Origin of the sequence: Bacillus sp. S14(2024) (assembly GCF_050473785.1) — a bacterium.
Lineage (GTDB): Bacteria > Bacillota > Bacilli > Bacillales > Bacillaceae_G > Bacillus_A > Bacillus_A yunxiaonensis.
In genome coordinates this window covers 2258817-2275279 of the sequence record NZ_JBFLUP010000006.1, presented here as the reverse complement: position 1 = coordinate 2275279, position 16463 = coordinate 2258817, and the positions used below count along the sequence as shown (strand labels likewise).

Below are 16463 nucleotides of genomic sequence, written 5' to 3'. Positions count from 1 at the left end.
ACTTTCATCAGTAGGGGACTTATTGCTCTTTAATACGGATAAAGTTACATTTTTCATACAGTATATGAAATTAAATTATATCTAGTTTGCAAAGCAAATGAGCTATAATTAACAGTTCCTAATCATATAATTTATTTCTTAACCGGCTTAATGCGCATCAATATGCAAATGTTTTAACTTATCCGGATTTAAAATATTATAAATAGATTTAATTTTATTTCCTTCAAATTCAAAACTTAATACTGCCTGTATCCCTATATGATTTCTTATTACAATTCCACTCCACCCATTTACTTCTGTTTGGATCATAGAATAATCTTCTTGACTAGTAAGAAATTTAGTTACTAAAGAAATAAGAAGTTGTTTTACACGTGCTACACCATAAATAGGTTTTACTGCAGCTGTAACTTTTCCACCACCATCTGCATAGTAAGCTACATCTTCCCGAAGAATTTCCATAACTTGATTTGCATTACCCTGCTGAATAGCGTTTATAAAACATGTGATTACTTGTTTATGATCTACCTTTACATTTTCAATGGCAATCTGCTTTTCAAGTGCTGGAAGCATTTTTTTCAACCTGCTTAAAATTTTACGGCAATTCGCTTCCTTTTTTTGTACAATTTCAGCAATCGTTCCATAGTCATATTCCAAAATTTCACGGAGTATAAAAATCGCTCTTTCAATTGGATTTAATTGTTCAAATAATACAAGCAAAGCGTATGAAATATCACTTTTCATCAATACTTCCTGCAATGGATCTGTTTCTATCACAACAGTTGGTTCTGGCAGCCATGTCCCAACATATAATTCTCTTTTTTTCTTAGAAGATTTCAATAGATCTAAACAGCGATTCGTAACCAATTTACACAAAAATGCTTTTACATTTGAGGTATGCTTCATTTCATGTTCATTCAACTTTATAAACACATCTTGGATAATATCTTCTGCATCAGCAATGCTCCCCATCATTTTATAAGCAAATGAGAAAAGAAGAGGTTTATATTCGGTATACAATTGACTTAGTTCAGCGTTTTCCATAGAAAGAAAGCCTCACTTTCTATTCGATTCTGCATAATTAGACAAGTAAACTCGCTTGATCCCATGTTCGTTCTCGAATACGAGCACCAATCTTTCCTGATAAAATAAAATCAAGTCCCCATTTTTGGACCCAAACAAAGCCATTATTAGGTCCGAGACTGATACAATATAATTTGACCGGATACGCTTTGTGTGTAACAGAATGAGATATTCCGCATATCTCATTCTTTAAGATTTTACTTAATCTCATTGCTTGAGGAATCGCTTCTTTACATGTCATTCCATCCACTTGATTCGTCTTCTTATCAACAATTCTAGCGCAGTCTCCGACTGCATATATAAGTGAATGTCCTTTTATACAGTACGTATCAGTAACTAATATTTGATTCTCATTTGACAAAGGAAGATGGAATGTTAGGATAATAGGATTCACTTTAACACCTGGTGTCCAAACACATTCTCCCGCTGTATATGTTGTTCCATTTGTACAAATTAATTTACCATTTTCAAATTGCTTCACCCTCGTTTTAGACACAAATTTTATCCCGATTTTTTTAAGTTCGTAAGCTAATCTCTCACTTACCTTTACTGGCACCCCTTGTAATAAATGTTCTTTTGAGTCAAACAAAATGACCGCTATCTCACCAGGATTAAGCCCTGCTTTTTGAGCTTCTTCTTTAAACCAAACGCATATTTCTGCAGAAGTCTCAATACCTGTAATCCCTCCGCCAACAATAGCGATCCGTAGCAGTTCACATCTCACTTCTCTATTCTCTTCTGCTTTGGCTAATTGAATTAAAGAAAGCAATTTTTGTCTTATTTCTAAAGCACTCTTCACGCTTCTTAATGTTGTCCCGCCTAGCGTACTAGGAATTTCTTGGATAACACTCCCTAGAGCCAAAACAAGATAGTCATATTGTATTGTTCTTATTTGTTCATTTTCTATTTTTATAGCAATCTCTTTCTCAGAGTAATTACATGCTATCGCTTCTCCTTTTATATATTCCATTCCATCTGTACAATACCTTTTTAGTGGAACTTTTAAGTCTGCATCTTCAACAACTGATTTAAACAACAAAACTTTTCGGAAATGAAACGAATTTTTATCTACTAAAGTAATTTCCACTTCTTTTCCTATTAAATGACCTAATTCTTTTTTTAATCCATTTAGCAAATTAATACCAGCAAAGCCTCCACCTAAAATAACAATTTGTTTCATTTTAATTCCCCCTTTATCCTTAAAACGATTTCACCTCCTGACTTGTGACATATTGAAAAGGGAAATTAAGAAAAAAACTACCTGTCCCTCCAATGAATATAGGAACAGGTAGTTTTTTTAAAATATGCATTCCATTTTAGTGGTTCATTTTATACAAATTACTTGGCCCTGTGTCATTTGTACTAGTTCATCAGGTGTTAAACGAAATATTGCTTTCGGGTGCCCCGCAGCAACCCAAATCACATCATACTGCAAAAGATCTTCATCAATGAATGTCATAATAGGCTCTGTATGTCCTAATGGCGGAACACCTCCGATTACAAATCCAGTATGTTTACGTACAAAATCAGCATCAGCTTTTCCTAATGTATCATCTAGCTGTTTCGTAATTTTCTTTTCATTAATTCGATTTATTCCACTCGCAACAACTAACAGTGGTTTATCGATTGTTTTGAGTCTAAAAATAATTGATTTACCAATTTGCGCAACTTTGCAGCCAATTGCTTCTGCTGCTTCTTGAGCAGTTCTTGCACTGTCTGGTAATTCTATTACTTGGTTTGCATATCCTAGCTCTAACAATTTATTTTGTACCCGTTGTGCACTTTCTTTCAAATCTTTCATGTATTTCATTCCCTTCAACTTTCTAAAATACTTACTATCTATTCTTTTTAAAAAGCAGAGACTCCTCTTATTGTGCAACATCAATTTTACCTTTTCCATAAAACATAAAAAAGCATCCCCTTCATAATAAGGGGATGCTAGCAGTTATTTTGCTTCTTTATACATCGCTGCTACTTGCTTTTGAAGCTCTTCGTTCTCTAAATACTCATCATATGTCGTTTGTTTATCAACAACACCGCTTGGCGTTACTTCAATAATTCGGTTTGCAATCGTTTCAACGAACTGATGATCATGAGATGTAAATAGAATTGTACCTTTAAATGCCATTAAACCGTTGTTTAATGCTGTAATAGACTCAAGGTCTAAATGGTTCGTTGGATCATCAAATGTTAATACGTTTGCACCGCTTAACATCATTTTAGAAAGCATACAACGTACTTTTTCTCCTCCAGATAAAACAGAAACGTTTTTCTTTACTTCTTCACCAGAGAATAACATACGACCTAAGAAGCCGCGTAAGAAACTTTCAGATTCGTCTTGTGGTGAAAATTGACGTAACCATTCCACTAAGTTATACTCACTATTTTTGAAGAACTCAGAGTTATCTCGTGGGAAGTATGCTTGAGATGTTGTTACACCCCATTTAAATGAACCGCTATCTGGCTCCATTTCACCCATCAGGATTTTGAATAATGTTGTCATCGCAATATCATTACGGCCGATAAATGCAACTTTATCACCTTTATTTAAAGTGAAATACACGTTATCTAATACTTTTTCACCGTCAATTGTTTTTGAGATGCCTTCAACTGTTAATAAATCATTACCTACTTCACGCTCTGGTGTAAAACCAACGAATGGATAACGGCGAGAAGATGGTTTAATATCATCTAATGTGATTTTTTCTAATAATTTTTTACGAGAAGTTGCTTGCTTCGCTTTTGATGCGTTCGAACTAAAGCGCGCAATAAAGTTTTGTAATTCTTTTACTTTCTCTTCTTTTTTCTTATTAGCATCTTGTGTTAACTTTAATGCTAATTGACTAGACTCGTACCAGAAGTCGTAGTTACCAACATAAAGTTGAATTTTACCAAAGTCAAGATCCGCCATATGCGTACATACTTTATTTAAGAAGTGACGGTCATGGGATACAACGATAACTGTGTTTTCAAAGTTCATTAAGAAGTTTTCTAACCACTGAATTGCTTTTAAGTCTAAATGGTTGGTAGGCTCATCTAGTAATAGAATATCTGGCTGACCAAATAACGCTTGTGCAAGTAATACTTTTACTTTCTCTGCCCCTGTTAACTCAGACATTTTTTTCGCATGAAGGTCTTCACCAATGCCTAGCCCTTTTAAAAGGATTGCAGCTTCTGATTCTGCTTCCCAACCATTTAATTCAGCAAATTCGCCTTCTAACTCAGCTGCGCGCATACCGTCTTCATCACTGAAATCTTCCTTCATATAAATCGCATTCTTCTCTTGCATTACTTCATAAAGACGTGTATGCCCCATAATAACTGTTTCTAATACAGGGAATTCTTCATATTCAAAGTGATTCTGTTTTAAAACAGCTAAACGCTCACCTGGTGTAATATGAACATCTCCTGTTGATGGATCAATTTCACCAGATAGAATTTTCAAGAATGTAGATTTACCAGCACCGTTTGCTCCAATTAAACCGTAACAGTTACCTGGTGTAAATTTTATGTTAACATCTTCAAAAAGCTTACGATCTGCAAAACGTAAACTTACGTTACTTACTGTAATCATGTAGTTCCTCCTAGTAATACCGCTGCATCCAGCGTTTTCTCACCCGTTAATTTAAAAAAGACAGATTACGATTCACGTATTTTAAACTGTATCCATATTATACCGTAGTAATTATAGTAAAGACAATAGATATGTTAAACGCTTGATTTTACTGAATTTTTAGCGGAATATTTACACTAGTAACTAAACGTCATTTTTTATATTGATAGCTTACACCCTACTATTTTTCGATTCTACTATCGTTATTCCGAAATAACTATTATACCCATTCTTGTTACTCCCAACAGCCTGTCCTCTTTCGATTCATTAACGTGTTTTCACGTTACTTAAAATTGACGTTAGCTTTTCCTCCACCATCATAATCATACAATTCCTCAAAATATCGTTCCCGAAACTTCTTACGCATAATTCCGTACATATAACCTTTGAGATCTCTCACTTTCCCCATCTTAATCCCTCTGATAGCCTGTCTAAGGCTCTGCACACCAATATCAAGTTTAATATCATGTTCATTCTCATAAGCATTCTTGTAAGCACAGATTTCTACACGTTGCCACAATGACTCAATAGTTTTAGCAGAGTTCCAAAAACAACTTGCTAACTTAGTAAATTCACTTGGTACACGCTCAGATATAAATTCTGCTGTCAATTCTTGTGGTTCTTCATTTACTTTTACACATTCAGATTGATTAACAATGGTATCGTCTATATTACGTTTTTTTATATCTTTTTTGTTGCTAGTTTCAAAAAGATTACTAGTTTCTGCTACGTCAATTTTCTCATCGTTCAGTACGTCAGCTTGTTGAGAAATTGTATTCCCCTTCGCTTCTTGCGATGGATAACGCTGAAATACATAAACATTATGACATTGCTTGCCTTTGCTAAACGTGTTATTAACAACAATCATACCGAACTTCTTTGCCTTCCGAAGCATACGTTCAAATGAAGATCGTGATATCCCGATATCATCTTTATGAGTAGCTGCAATAATAGTTTGTATCTTTGCATTAGATACACCAGGAAACTTGCTACAATATCTGATTAATCGCTTCAATACTACTAATTCAGACTTAGTAAACAACTCTTTTACATCAATCATCCACATTTCAATATGGTCATTGAAATTTTTTAAATCACGAAACTGTGATAACTCTGCATATTGATTAATGTTTCCCGGTTGCATCCTTTTCAGCCTCCTTCTATTAAATTTAGACATAGTTAAAGAAAGGTACCTCTACTCGTTGATAATTTAAAGATGTACCCTTGATATTCTTAAATTAACCCGAAAAGTTTAACTATTTAAGTTAAAAATATAACTCAAATAGTTAAACGTCAACTGTAATTCTTAAAAAGTTTTACTACTTATTAAATTTTATGTAAAATAAACTTAGGATAATGGTTTATCGGAGGTATTAATTTATGATATTCACGTTAGGAAAAACGTTGGATGAATTGGGGATTACAAAGAATAAACTTGCGGTTGAAGCGAAGATTCGCCCAAATACGATTAGTAGTTTAGTTAACGGGGATGCAAATTCTATTCGAATAGATACATTACAAGCCGTACTTGATACTTTGAATATACTAGCTGCTGAAAAAGGTTTTGATAAGGTTTACGGAATTAAAGATGTGGTCAAATACGAGAAGGACGGTGAATAAGGCGTCCTTTTTTTATTTTGGAGAAATTTACCGTTTTTTTTTATATAATTAATCCATATTCAACCAATTATATACACAGGAGTGACTTTAAATGGGAGCAAAGTTTACGAAGTTAAACGAGCGATACGGAATTATAGAATATCCAGTAACACTTACTGAAATGATAGAGATTTCGAAAGAGTTTCCGAAAACAGAACGTAAATTTTATGAATTTGCATTTAACGCTTTGAATAAAGTAATGAAGAAAAATGAAAAGATTTATACATTTGAAGTCGCTCATCCAAAGTTGACGAAAACGGGCTTTATTGTGGTCGGAGAGCATAATCTTTATTTCGTTACGATGAAAGGCGGTTTATTTGGCGGTGCTGATGCGGAACTTGTAAAATATAAAGATATCAAAAACGTAGACTTCGATATAATACAAGGGCCATTTGGTGTATCTCTTATGAACACTGGAATTCTATACTTAGAAATGAAAGGATTACTCGGAGAAAAAAAACGTACAATCCGTAATATTCCTGACTATAATCTTGATTCCGTGGTAAAAGCTGTTCGTGATAGATTAAAATAAGAAAAAAAGAAGCCGCCTCCAAAGGCGGTTTTACTTTACATCGATTCCTCCAACTCAGCTTCCATCTCATCCAATACATTTTCCTTCAGATATAAAAACGCCCCTACCTCTTCCTTAGTCATGCCCCGATAGTCATGTATGCCGTTTAATAACAACCAATCAGCGTCACCTACTATATTTCGATAACGTTTCTGATTTATTTCGTTCGGTATCATCATAAGCATTTCTTCAAGACTAGCAATCATGAATCTACTATGATCTTCACCAATAAAATACACTGTGATACCATCAGTAGCTTTATGAATTTCGAAACGATATGTACTGTTACCACGTTTAACTTCTGCAATGTGCCATATTAACTCTTGCCCTTCTGATACGGATACATCGTACATTTGTGTTTGATTCATTTGTTTCGTTTCCTTTTACTGTAATTAGTTACATGTAAAATTTTAGCGAACAAATATTAACAAGCTGTAAATGCAGTATAAATTTTCCATTAATATAACTACCTATCTATTATTTACTAATATGGTATAATTTTCTTGGCAAATACTTAGACAAGGGTGAATGTCATGGTACAAATAAAAGTAACGCATGAAAAATTGGAAGTAGTAGAAAGTTTAGAAAATGTCCTTCACCATCAACGTCAAAAATTAGCACAGGAGGTGAAGTCATGAGTTTAAACATGTATCTAGGAGAAGTACGAGCTCAATCACAAAGTATGAATGCCATGTGTGTTGCAACGATTCAAGGCATGGAACAAGCCATCAATTCGATTGACGCCTTTGTATTCGATTCTGTTTTGCAAGGACAAACTTACGACAGTGCAAAAACATTCTTTGCACAAACTTTTCGCACTTTAGCGCAAGGGATCATTTACTTATGTGAAGAACTAATTCGTCAAAATGATGCCTTTCCGAATGACTTTCAATCACAGGTAACCTCAACAGATGTCATCGAGCAAGAAATACGTGATCAAATTCGAGAGCTTGAGCAAGCAATAGCAGCGCTGGAAGCAATGAGTGAAGACATGCCGGGCGCGCAAGCGATGCTACAGATTTATTATGCGATGCTACGAAAGCTTCAAGAAAAGTTGGAACATCTGTATGCATTCAATTATACTTCTAGTAGTAACTACGATACAGCACTCCAACTAGCTGCCAACGTCGCGCAAGGTCTTGCGCAAGTTCAAGGCGGGAAAGGTTTCAGTCCCGCAAGTGGTACATTTAGTGTACAAGAATTGAATATGGGATGGACGGCATCTATTCAAAAGATTACAGAGGATAAGGCTCGTGAAGTTGAGAAACTTAAAGAAGAAAATCCTTCTGAAAAATCCAACGTAGAAAAATTTTTGAGTGGCGTGTGGGATGGTGCAGGACAAGCTGTTGAAGATACAATAGATGGTATAGTAGCATTAGGCGATGGGGAAACATGGAAAAACATGGGGGATGCTGCGTTGCACCCTATTGATACCCTTAGTACCATGTATAATGTATTGTCAGATTCATTTATTAATGATGTAATAAATGGTGATTTAGAAAGTGGTACAAGATGGTTTAGTTATGCCTTAACGCAGATAGCAATAGGGGCGCTTGGTGATAAAGGAATAAGTAAAGTAACTACACTAGCAAAAGGTGCGAATCTCTCAAAATTCTCACAAGGCATGTCCCAGGTTGCGAATAGATTAAATATGGGAGATAGACTTGCTTTTGCTGATATGGGTGAGCTTAATGTAAGGTCTAGTTTTGGTTCTACTGCTTTTAATCAAGCTGAGGATGCAATGGTATTTGCTAAAACAGGTGGAGGAACTGGAGTCAAGACTACACAAGAGGTAATTCAAGATTATGCAGATAAAGTTCTCGATAGAGTAGATGTAAAAGGTGAATATAGTTCATCAACTAGTGCATCTAAAGTATTGCGTGAAGAACTTAAGGATGCAGGAATCCAGCCGCCACCATATCCCAATGCGGCACACCATATAACCCCTTGGAATGACAGTAGAGCTGTTGAGGCACAAGAATTATTAGAAGAGTTTGGAATACATCATGACTCTGCCGCTAATGGAGTGTTTTTACCTTATAAAGTTAATGAATATGTGACTAGTGAAACGTTACACATCGGAAGACATTCTCAAGAGTATATAACAGAGGTCATAGACGCACTAACTAGAGTTTCAGAATTTGGTGGTACTCAAGCTGATGCAGTTGAAGCTTTGCATAAAATTAGAGAACGTTTATTAGATGGTACACTAAAGTTGAATAAGGAATAATAATATTTTAAGGATGATGACAATGAGAATTTGGGAATTGAAAAGTTCAACTGATGATTATCAGTCTTTTCACTTATTAAACTATAAAGAGGACAATAAATATTTTAAAAAACAATTTAATTCCAAAGAAAAGTTATCAAATTCTTGGGCGGATATTTTTATTAAATTAGAAGACGAAGGGGCTCGTAGTGATTGCCCTATTTTTTGGGGGAAATCTGGCGTACGAATGATTAGTGAGAAAGCAAAGCAGATACTAGAGCCATTAATAGGTGCTAGCGTTGAGTTTCTACCATTAATTCATAGCATAACAAATGAAAAATATTATGCTATTCATGTTTTAAATGTGTTAGATGCACTTGATAGTGATAATACAGTATTCGAAAAACTAAGCTCTGGGTTAATAATAGGTTGTGAAAAATATTCATTTATTCCTAGTATTGTTCAAAATCAAGCAATTTTTAAAATATATATAAACAAAATTATTCATCCTACCGCTGTTTTTGTATCAGATGAATTTAGAAACGCAATTTTAGAAAGTGACTTAAAAGGTTTTGAGTTTGTTGAGGTATGGGATTCAGAATTGAATATGTGATTAAAGTGCTCGTTCTATCATGTTAATGAGGCATGGAGATCATGATGGTTGATATTACTCAGATAAATGTTAAACTAATAAAAATCCGGCTCAATGTGATATGAGTCGGATTTTTATTACTTAATCATCACGTATTTACCATCTATCCACTCATTAGCACCAATACAGTAGTACCCGTTTAGCTCCGCCCATACAATCCATTCTGTACTTGGAGCAACAGTTTTAACATATTGTCCGCTACTATATGGAGAAGTATAAGTGTTCACCCCGCCCACTGGTGTTACAACTGCAACATACTGTTCCAATGTTAAAGCCGATTCAGGAACCCACGTTTCATTTGCGATACCAATCATTCCATTAGCACGACAATATGCAAGGAATGTTCCACCATGATATGTGGTTTTGTAATAAACACTACTCACTTGTGGGAATTTATAAGCATTTACACCATCAGCGAGCTTCACGCGACCGAATGAACCATCATAAGGATTATTTGCGTTTGTCCAAGGTTTTACTTGTACGTCTTCGACTTCACCTGTGTCTGTGCCATATCCATAATAGTTATATTGTAAATGTGGTGAGTCTACGAAACCGCCTGTCCAGTCGCCACCCCTTTCAAATCCAATTTGTTTTGCGTATTGGACTGCACCGTACCATGGCTGTTTAGTGTAACCGTTCCAGTCTTCTGAGCCGTCAGATTTAATTGGAACAAAATCTAATGCCTGCCCTACAAGATGGTAGCTCCGCATTGTCTGTGAAGCACGGTTAGCAACGTTTTGTTTTTGTTGTTCAACTGTACGAATAGTTTCATAAATTAAGACTTCGATATTTTTATCTAAGCAATACTGATACCATTTGAAAGCTGCTGCTTTTGTATGATCCGCTAACTTATTTAAGTTATTTACATTTCGGGTATGATATTTCATTACTTTGCATCTCCTTCAAAAATTTTTTGCTTAATTTCCGTTACGTCTTTCGATAATGAACCAAAGGCTGCTGCTTGAGTTTCGATTACCTCCTGGTTCTTCTCAATTACTTGCTGGTACTTACCTTCGCGCTCCTTACTTTCCTTACGCGAATCAAAAAATAGCCAAACAAAAAGGACTGCTAACAGTCCCTGCGATAACGCTAATTTAAAAATTTCTTCTTGTATCGTTTTCCACGCTCCTTTTAAGCAAAATAAAAAGACGAGATATCTCGTCTTTTAAAAAAAATATTAATTACAATCTTGATATTTAATTTTTCTACCGTCTGTTCGACCACTTATAAGTGTTACTCTTGGAGAATTACTCGCCCTAACTTTATATTCCTTATAGCACTCAGGACAATAATACTCTTCGGATTCATTATGACCATCTTGCGTAGGTACTTCTACTCTAAATTCACATCCACAAAAGTTGCAATTATCTTTATAATCCCTATAAAATGAGTTTCTTGCTGCCCAGTCTGACATTAGGACCACTCCTCCTTATTTTGTTTTATATGTATATATAAATTATAAGGAATTATCAATCCTAATGCTTAATGAAAATTATTATAGTGCTAATCTTAATTAGTTGCATATTTCGGTTCTAAAGTGCAATAAAAAACTCTCAATTATTGAGTACTTTTTATTGTTTTTTCATAAAAATCTACACCTTCAATAAAATGAAAAATACAATCAACCACTGTATCATATGCAAGTTTAGTTTCTTCTTTTGTTGCAACTAATTTAGTGCCGTGTGCAATATTATTCCTCCATTTTAAAACTTTCTTTTCCCAGTTGTTCCATGAAGAACAAGATGAAAGTTTAATTCCATATAAATTGTTCATTAATGGATTAACCTTTGTTGGCATTTCAGTTGAAACCAAAAACCGTGAGATACTGTCATTGTCTAATCCTATCTTTGTATACCCTTCTGATAGAACCTTATCGATATAAGACTCAAAAGCAATCTCAGACATCATAATACTAGTAAGATACTCTCCAGACTGATAATGATCATATGCATAAGAAAGAAAGTGCATCCAAGGCTCTTCGTAATCTTCTATTTTAGCATGTATAAAAAGCATTAGACGAGAGACTGTTCCAAATACATCTTGATTACTTTCATCAGACAGTGAAGTATAAATCTTAAAACCATTAGTATCTATGTCAGTAGCACCAGCAACAAATGGTCCCATAGGAAAAATAGATATCTTAAATATCTTTTTAATACTAGCTGGTAGTTCAATATACTTGGTATACCCAATCTTAATTTCTATAATTTGCTCAAACATATCATTAGCTAGAAAAGAATTAGGAAAAATTCTTTCCTCTGCTTTAAGTCCATTCTTAACCCCTTCATAAAATGAAAACTCATTTTTACACTCAGGATCTTGGCAAACAATAATTGGTTTATTGAAATCGTCTTCGGTTAATGACCACCCTCTTGTACACTTATTACATTGAATAGAAAAAGCAACAAGTTTTGAATGTTCCATATTTCCTCCTATACTCCATTTAGATTCTATTTTTTTTACAAAATCATATCATATAAGGTTAATATAGAAATTTAATTACAAAATAAAAAAGCCTACTATTGTACGCCTGTGATTAATATTTGAGTGGTCTAGATTATTACATCAATTTAGATATTTACCGTCAAAGGATATGAGAATATTAAAGTATAAGCCTACACTACATAAATAAATTCGTAATATCCTTTTTAGGAAGGGGTTAATTTGAAAACCTTTGTGTTTATTAATTTTCTTTATATTATCCCCCTTCCTAAAAAATTATTTGTTAGGAGTACATGTAAACATCAATAAATTCTGGTGTAATGTTCCATGCTAATTTAGGATAAGGTATTTCATATCCATAAAGAAATTTAAGCGTTGTGTAAGCACGATTAATGATTAATCCAGGCCCACTCTTATTAGTGTAATAGTCTTCAATAATATCTTTTATTTGACACACATTGAGTCCATCTGGTTCATTTAAATAAAAACGTTCAATTAAGATATGTTGCTTATTTTTATCGTCTTCGGCAACTTTCTCTTCTTGAAGAATAGAAGTAGCAACTAAATTAGCAAAATGCTTACTACCATAATCATGAACCCACGCAGTGTCCTTGATATGTTTATTAAAATCTTTTTCAAATTGATCATATAATTCTTCCATTTGCGTACCTCCTATACTAAGAAAATTATTTCTAAGGTATCAATAAATCTATTTGTTGAAAATTCGAATAGTTTATTTGTTATTTTAAGTATTTGTGATAAATATCATGATCTTTTTCTGTTCCGTCCAGACCATCTCCATCAAAGTCTTTTATATATGGATTATCAGGATCGTTATTAGTATCGATATTTGGTCCATCAAACATAGAAGAAACTAATGATATTGCAAACCATATTATTAAACCGATTGGAATCAATATAGCAGCAAGGCATCCTAGAGCTGCAAGATCGCTTGGTAATGATTCTACTTTTCCAGCACTCAATGAAATATCTTTGATAACATTAGTTTTATCAATCTTAATAAATATTGTTTTTTGGTTTTCTCCTTCTTTAAAATAATACCTTTCGTATTTCCCTGCCTTTCCAACTTCAACTTCTGTTGCGTTTGAAAGTTCAAAGAATCTAATTATCTCATCTGCGTTATAAGGTTTTTTGCTAAAATTCTTAACAAATTCATCATATACATTTATCATAATATCCCCCTACCCTAATATAAAATAGGGATTTTATCCAATTACCGTAAATTCATCTGCCTCATATTCGAACTCTTCTTCATCTTCAAATTTAATTACATACGCTTCTCTCTCGTCAACCTCTAACAACGGAGGAAAATAGTCAACAATTATACCTTTCTTCCCTTTGTGCTTCTCCCATTCTCCTTCATAAGACCATTCGTAATCCTTTTCTTGCGGATTACTTATAAGAACCTTCGTTCCATTTTTATATGTCCTAGAACTATGTTTTAAAATTAGATACTGTAAATCATTCTTTTTATCAATTGCCCAATTGTATAAGAGATATATGGGGAGGGAAATCACTAATGCACAATGAAAAAATATTTTATATCCTTTTTCCCCAATATGATCAATAATTTTTGCTTGGTCTTTTGTGCTTTCCCATAACGTATCATCTATTTCTTTATATTTCTGGTTTCTATATAAATTAATTAATTTGTTATTCTCATCAACGATAGACTTACTAGTTATAATACCAATCGCTAGATAAACAATTATTGCTATAATACCAATCATTTCATCACCCCTTTAAATAAAACTCTTATTTTATTCAACTATTGATATGATTGTGAGTTCAGTACTATCTCAAATTATTTTATTTCTTGATCTTCTATCAAAAACAATTGCTGGCAAATCTTTATAAATGCCTAATTCTCCAAAGTCTACTGTATATTCTTGTAGCCTATTCTCCTCTTCACTCTTTCTATCAATAACTATTCCATTTTTCCCTCTTATTTCTTCATTTGCGAAAACTGCTTGTTTGCTTATTCTTACTTTCTTACCTACGTCAAACATCCACGGAATCATACTCATAATATTGGCTCCTTATTATATAAAATTAAACCTTTATTTAATTAGAATCCGATGTATTCAAATGAATCTACTTTTATATATATTATTTCGTTAACCTTAACAGCCTCTTTACCTATAACAAGAAACCCCTCTGCATTAATTGGATCTTCAATAAATTTAAGTAGTTCATGTTGAATCATTTCTTCTTGTTTAGATTCAAGAGAGTTAAGCTGCTGATTAAGCTGGATATCCCTCTTGGTATGAATGCAAATACCATACTGAATTTTTGGTCCATCTGCATCCTCAATATGTTTTAATGAAATGACATCAGTTAACTTTTTCATTACTACATCCCCTTTGTATAAAATATAGTTTTTATTGATCATCTCTTCTATAACGTGGTTTAAGAACACATTGTAATGAACCTTCTAAAGCTAACCTTCTATGATAGCCTGTACATTTTGTCCAATAAATACGAACATTACCTTGAATAGATTTAAAGAAGTTTATTCGAGGTGTTGGTTTATCTTTGTATAGTTTTTCAATGTGTTTATGTATTCGTTTTTGAATCCAACCTTCACCAACGTATACTACTTCTTCTACAGTAGAATCAACAAACACGTACACCCCTCTTTTATCTTTAGGGATAAATTCTACTACTTTGTTCTTAAGCTGCAGACCTTTCCTAGAGGCGTCATTTTCATTATATTTATAATCTATATTAAAGCTAGACCAACTTTTAGATGTAAGTGGGAGTAAAGAATTCTCTAAAAGAAATTGCTCTAGCTTCCTATCAAATTGTTCATTGTTAATCATTCTAAAATATTTCCTTTCACACGATTTAAAAACAATTTTTCTATATTTTTACTATTAAATAATACCATATTTTTCTTTAATTATCTTAATCTACCTCTTATTTCTACTAAATGATTCCTATACGTCTATGGCTCACATATTTTCACAAAAACAAAAAAATAACGCCACTTGTTAAAGTGACGTTTTATTCTTATACTATCTATAATTTTATCGATTTAAGCGGAGAGAATTGTTTATGAAGTTTCGCTACATCGTCGTACATGAATTGTACATACCGTCTCGTCATAGAAATATCGGTGTGTCCAAGAATATGCTGTAACGAAAACAAATCTCCACCGTTCATTAGATATAACTTAGCACATGTATGCCTGAATGTATGCGGACTAACCCTTACGTTTTCTATTTTTGCTTCCCGACCGTAACGCGTAATCATTTGATATAGCCCACGTTGTGTAAATGCTTCTCCTGACATATTACAAAATAGCTGCTTAGTGTGCGCCTCTCCTCTAACGTTTAACCATCGCTTGATAGCCTTTTTCGTTTCTTCTGTAATCGGAACTTTACGCATACGATACGTTTTGGTGTGTTTCACTAATATTGTATTTTCTTCCCATAAGACGTCAGTAACTTCAAGATTTAACAACTCATTTTGACGTAATCCACACTCAATTAACACGATACATATTGCGTAATTACGTACGCCTGTCCAGGTCGTTTTATCTATCGCATTAAAAAATCTCGTAAGTTGCTGCGGTGTAAAAGTGATGATTTCCTTCATTCTATCCTTGAGTAACTTAACGTTTTTCATCGGATAATTAGGAATCATCTCCTTTTCGTATAGCCATTTCACGACCGTTCTGAATGCACGTAATCGAATATTAATAGTTGACGCTGATAACTTCTTTACGTTCTTCATGTAGAGTATTATATTATCCTCTACATTAGTTTTCGTAAATTTATGCGGTGGCATATCGATTATCTCTTGCTCTTCTAGGTATCGAAATATCATCCGCATTTCCTTTTCGTAGTAAAATAAAGTCGCCTCTCTAAGACCGCGTAATTCACCGTCTTTCGTAAACGAATCCATCGCTTTATCCCACGATCCGACATAGTCATGTTTCGCTTCACCAACTAACTCTAACTCTTCGTCATTTGAGTAACGACTGCGTTTTTTCCTCATCGACTACTCCTCCTTTATAGCTTGCGACTAGCTAAAAAGATGAACGTAATCTGTCCGTTGGTACATAAGTACTTGTGAGCGATAAGTTACATTCGAATTCAAACACGATCTGCAAAACGTAAACTTACGTTACTTACTGTAATCATGTAGTTCCTCCTAGTAATACCGCTGCATCCAGCGTTTTCTCACTGAATGTCCTAAAAGTCGCAGTTTG

General features: G+C 33.9%; 21 protein-coding genes. 4 read left to right on the top strand and 17 right to left on the bottom strand.

All coding sequences use genetic code 11. The features are described 5' to 3' along the window. Window positions 1-147: 147 nt before the first annotated feature. The 5 genes from AB1279_RS11865 to AB1279_RS11845 all read right to left on the bottom strand — a co-directional run bounded on the left by AB1279_RS11865 (window position 148) and on the right by AB1279_RS11845 (window position 5837). Complete coding sequence (locus AB1279_RS11865) at window positions 148-1041, bottom strand: RNA polymerase sigma-70 factor (protein ID WP_429758937.1); 894 nt, start codon at window positions 1039-1041, stop codon at window positions 148-150. Between the two features lie 37 nt (window positions 1042-1078). Next, on the bottom strand, window positions 1079-2260 hold the full coding sequence (locus tag AB1279_RS11860; protein WP_429758936.1) for an NAD(P)/FAD-dependent oxidoreductase: 1182 nt from the start codon (window positions 2258-2260) through the stop codon (window positions 1079-1081). A gap of 144 nt (window positions 2261-2404) precedes the next feature. After that, window positions 2405-2881: a YbaK/EbsC family protein gene (locus tag AB1279_RS11855; RefSeq protein WP_429758934.1), complete on the bottom strand. Its 477-nt coding sequence runs from the start codon at window positions 2879-2881 to the stop codon at window positions 2405-2407. Between the two features lie 144 nt (window positions 2882-3025). Beyond that, on the bottom strand, window positions 3026-4654 hold the full coding sequence (locus tag AB1279_RS11850) for an ABC-F family ATP-binding cassette domain-containing protein (protein ID WP_429749492.1): 1629 nt from the start codon (window positions 4652-4654) through the stop codon (window positions 3026-3028). Between the two features lie 322 nt (window positions 4655-4976). Further along, a complete protein-coding gene (locus tag AB1279_RS11845; protein WP_429758932.1) occupies window positions 4977-5837 on the bottom strand; it encodes a hypothetical protein in 861 nt (286 codons plus the stop codon). A 236-nt stretch (window positions 5838-6073) separates the two neighbouring features. On the opposite strand from AB1279_RS11845, the gene AB1279_RS11840 reads away from it, so the two are divergent. Together AB1279_RS11840 and AB1279_RS11835 are read left to right on the top strand one after the other, a co-directional pair. Further along, the gene (locus AB1279_RS11840) at window positions 6074-6313 is read left to right on the top strand and encodes a helix-turn-helix domain-containing protein (protein ID WP_429758930.1); all 240 of its coding nucleotides are present in this window, start codon (window positions 6074-6076) and stop codon (window positions 6311-6313) included. 91 nt (window positions 6314-6404) lie between these two features. Beyond that, window positions 6405-6884 carry a PH domain-containing protein gene (locus tag AB1279_RS11835; RefSeq protein WP_429758928.1) on the top strand — a complete coding sequence of 160 codons (480 nt, stop codon included), beginning with the start codon at window positions 6405-6407 and terminating at the stop codon, window positions 6882-6884. A 35-nt stretch (window positions 6885-6919) separates the two neighbouring features. Here AB1279_RS11835 and AB1279_RS11830 read toward each other — a convergent pair whose 3' ends face one another. Continuing rightward, complete coding sequence (locus tag AB1279_RS11830) at window positions 6920-7291, bottom strand: hypothetical protein (RefSeq protein WP_429758927.1); 372 nt, start codon at window positions 7289-7291, stop codon at window positions 6920-6922. Between the two features lie 266 nt (window positions 7292-7557). Here AB1279_RS11830 and AB1279_RS11825 point away from each other — a divergent pair, with 266 nt between their 5' ends. Both AB1279_RS11825 and AB1279_RS11820 read left to right on the top strand, forming a co-directional pair. Next, window positions 7558-9153 (top strand): AHH domain-containing protein, encoded by a 1596-nt coding sequence (locus tag AB1279_RS11825; RefSeq protein ID WP_429758925.1) that lies wholly within the window; start codon window positions 7558-7560, stop codon window positions 9151-9153. A gap of 22 nt (window positions 9154-9175) precedes the next feature. Continuing rightward, complete coding sequence (locus AB1279_RS11820) at window positions 9176-9745, top strand: imm11 family protein (RefSeq protein ID WP_429758924.1); 570 nt, start codon at window positions 9176-9178, stop codon at window positions 9743-9745. 116 nt (window positions 9746-9861) lie between these two features. Here the strand turns inward: AB1279_RS11820 and AB1279_RS11815 are convergent, their stop codons facing one another. The 11 genes from AB1279_RS11815 to AB1279_RS11765 form a co-directional block, all read right to left on the bottom strand. Continuing rightward, complete coding sequence (locus AB1279_RS11815; RefSeq protein ID WP_429758922.1) at window positions 9862-10671, bottom strand: M15 family metallopeptidase; 810 nt, start codon at window positions 10669-10671, stop codon at window positions 9862-9864. Continuing rightward, entirely contained in the window at window positions 10671-10898 is a 228-nt protein-coding gene (locus tag AB1279_RS11810) for a BhlA/UviB family holin-like peptide (protein WP_429761370.1), read from the bottom strand. Before AB1279_RS11810 ends, AB1279_RS11815 begins: the two co-directional genes overlap by 1 nt. A gap of 63 nt (window positions 10899-10961) precedes the next feature. Further along, on the bottom strand, window positions 10962-11198 hold the full coding sequence (locus AB1279_RS11805) for a hypothetical protein (protein ID WP_429758921.1): 237 nt from the start codon (window positions 11196-11198) through the stop codon (window positions 10962-10964). 143 nt (window positions 11199-11341) lie between these two features. Beyond that, window positions 11342-12208, bottom strand: a complete 867-nt coding sequence (locus tag AB1279_RS11800) for a hypothetical protein (protein ID WP_429758919.1) — start codon at window positions 12206-12208, stop codon at window positions 11342-11344. Window positions 12209-12509: 301 nt separating this feature from the next. Continuing rightward, window positions 12510-12887, bottom strand: a complete 378-nt coding sequence (locus AB1279_RS11795; RefSeq protein ID WP_429758917.1) for a hypothetical protein — start codon at window positions 12885-12887, stop codon at window positions 12510-12512. A gap of 79 nt (window positions 12888-12966) precedes the next feature. Then, window positions 12967-13419, bottom strand: coding sequence for a hypothetical protein (locus AB1279_RS11790; protein WP_429758915.1), 453 nt, complete (start codon window positions 13417-13419; stop codon window positions 12967-12969). Window positions 13420-13452: 33 nt separating this feature from the next. Then, complete coding sequence (locus AB1279_RS11785; protein ID WP_429758913.1) at window positions 13453-13977, bottom strand: hypothetical protein; 525 nt, start codon at window positions 13975-13977, stop codon at window positions 13453-13455. Window positions 13978-14046: 69 nt separating this feature from the next. Continuing rightward, on the bottom strand, window positions 14047-14274 hold the full coding sequence (locus AB1279_RS11780) for a hypothetical protein (RefSeq protein WP_429758911.1): 228 nt from the start codon (window positions 14272-14274) through the stop codon (window positions 14047-14049). A gap of 41 nt (window positions 14275-14315) precedes the next feature. Beyond that, window positions 14316-14597, bottom strand: a complete 282-nt coding sequence (locus AB1279_RS11775; protein ID WP_429758909.1) for a hypothetical protein — start codon at window positions 14595-14597, stop codon at window positions 14316-14318. Window positions 14598-14628: 31 nt separating this feature from the next. Continuing rightward, a complete protein-coding gene (locus AB1279_RS11770; RefSeq protein ID WP_429758908.1) occupies window positions 14629-15069 on the bottom strand; it encodes a hypothetical protein in 441 nt (146 codons plus the stop codon). 199 nt (window positions 15070-15268) lie between these two features. Continuing rightward, on the bottom strand, window positions 15269-16249 hold the full coding sequence (locus AB1279_RS11765) for a tyrosine-type recombinase/integrase (RefSeq protein WP_429758906.1): 981 nt from the start codon (window positions 16247-16249) through the stop codon (window positions 15269-15271). Window positions 16250-16463: the final 214 nt, after the last annotated feature.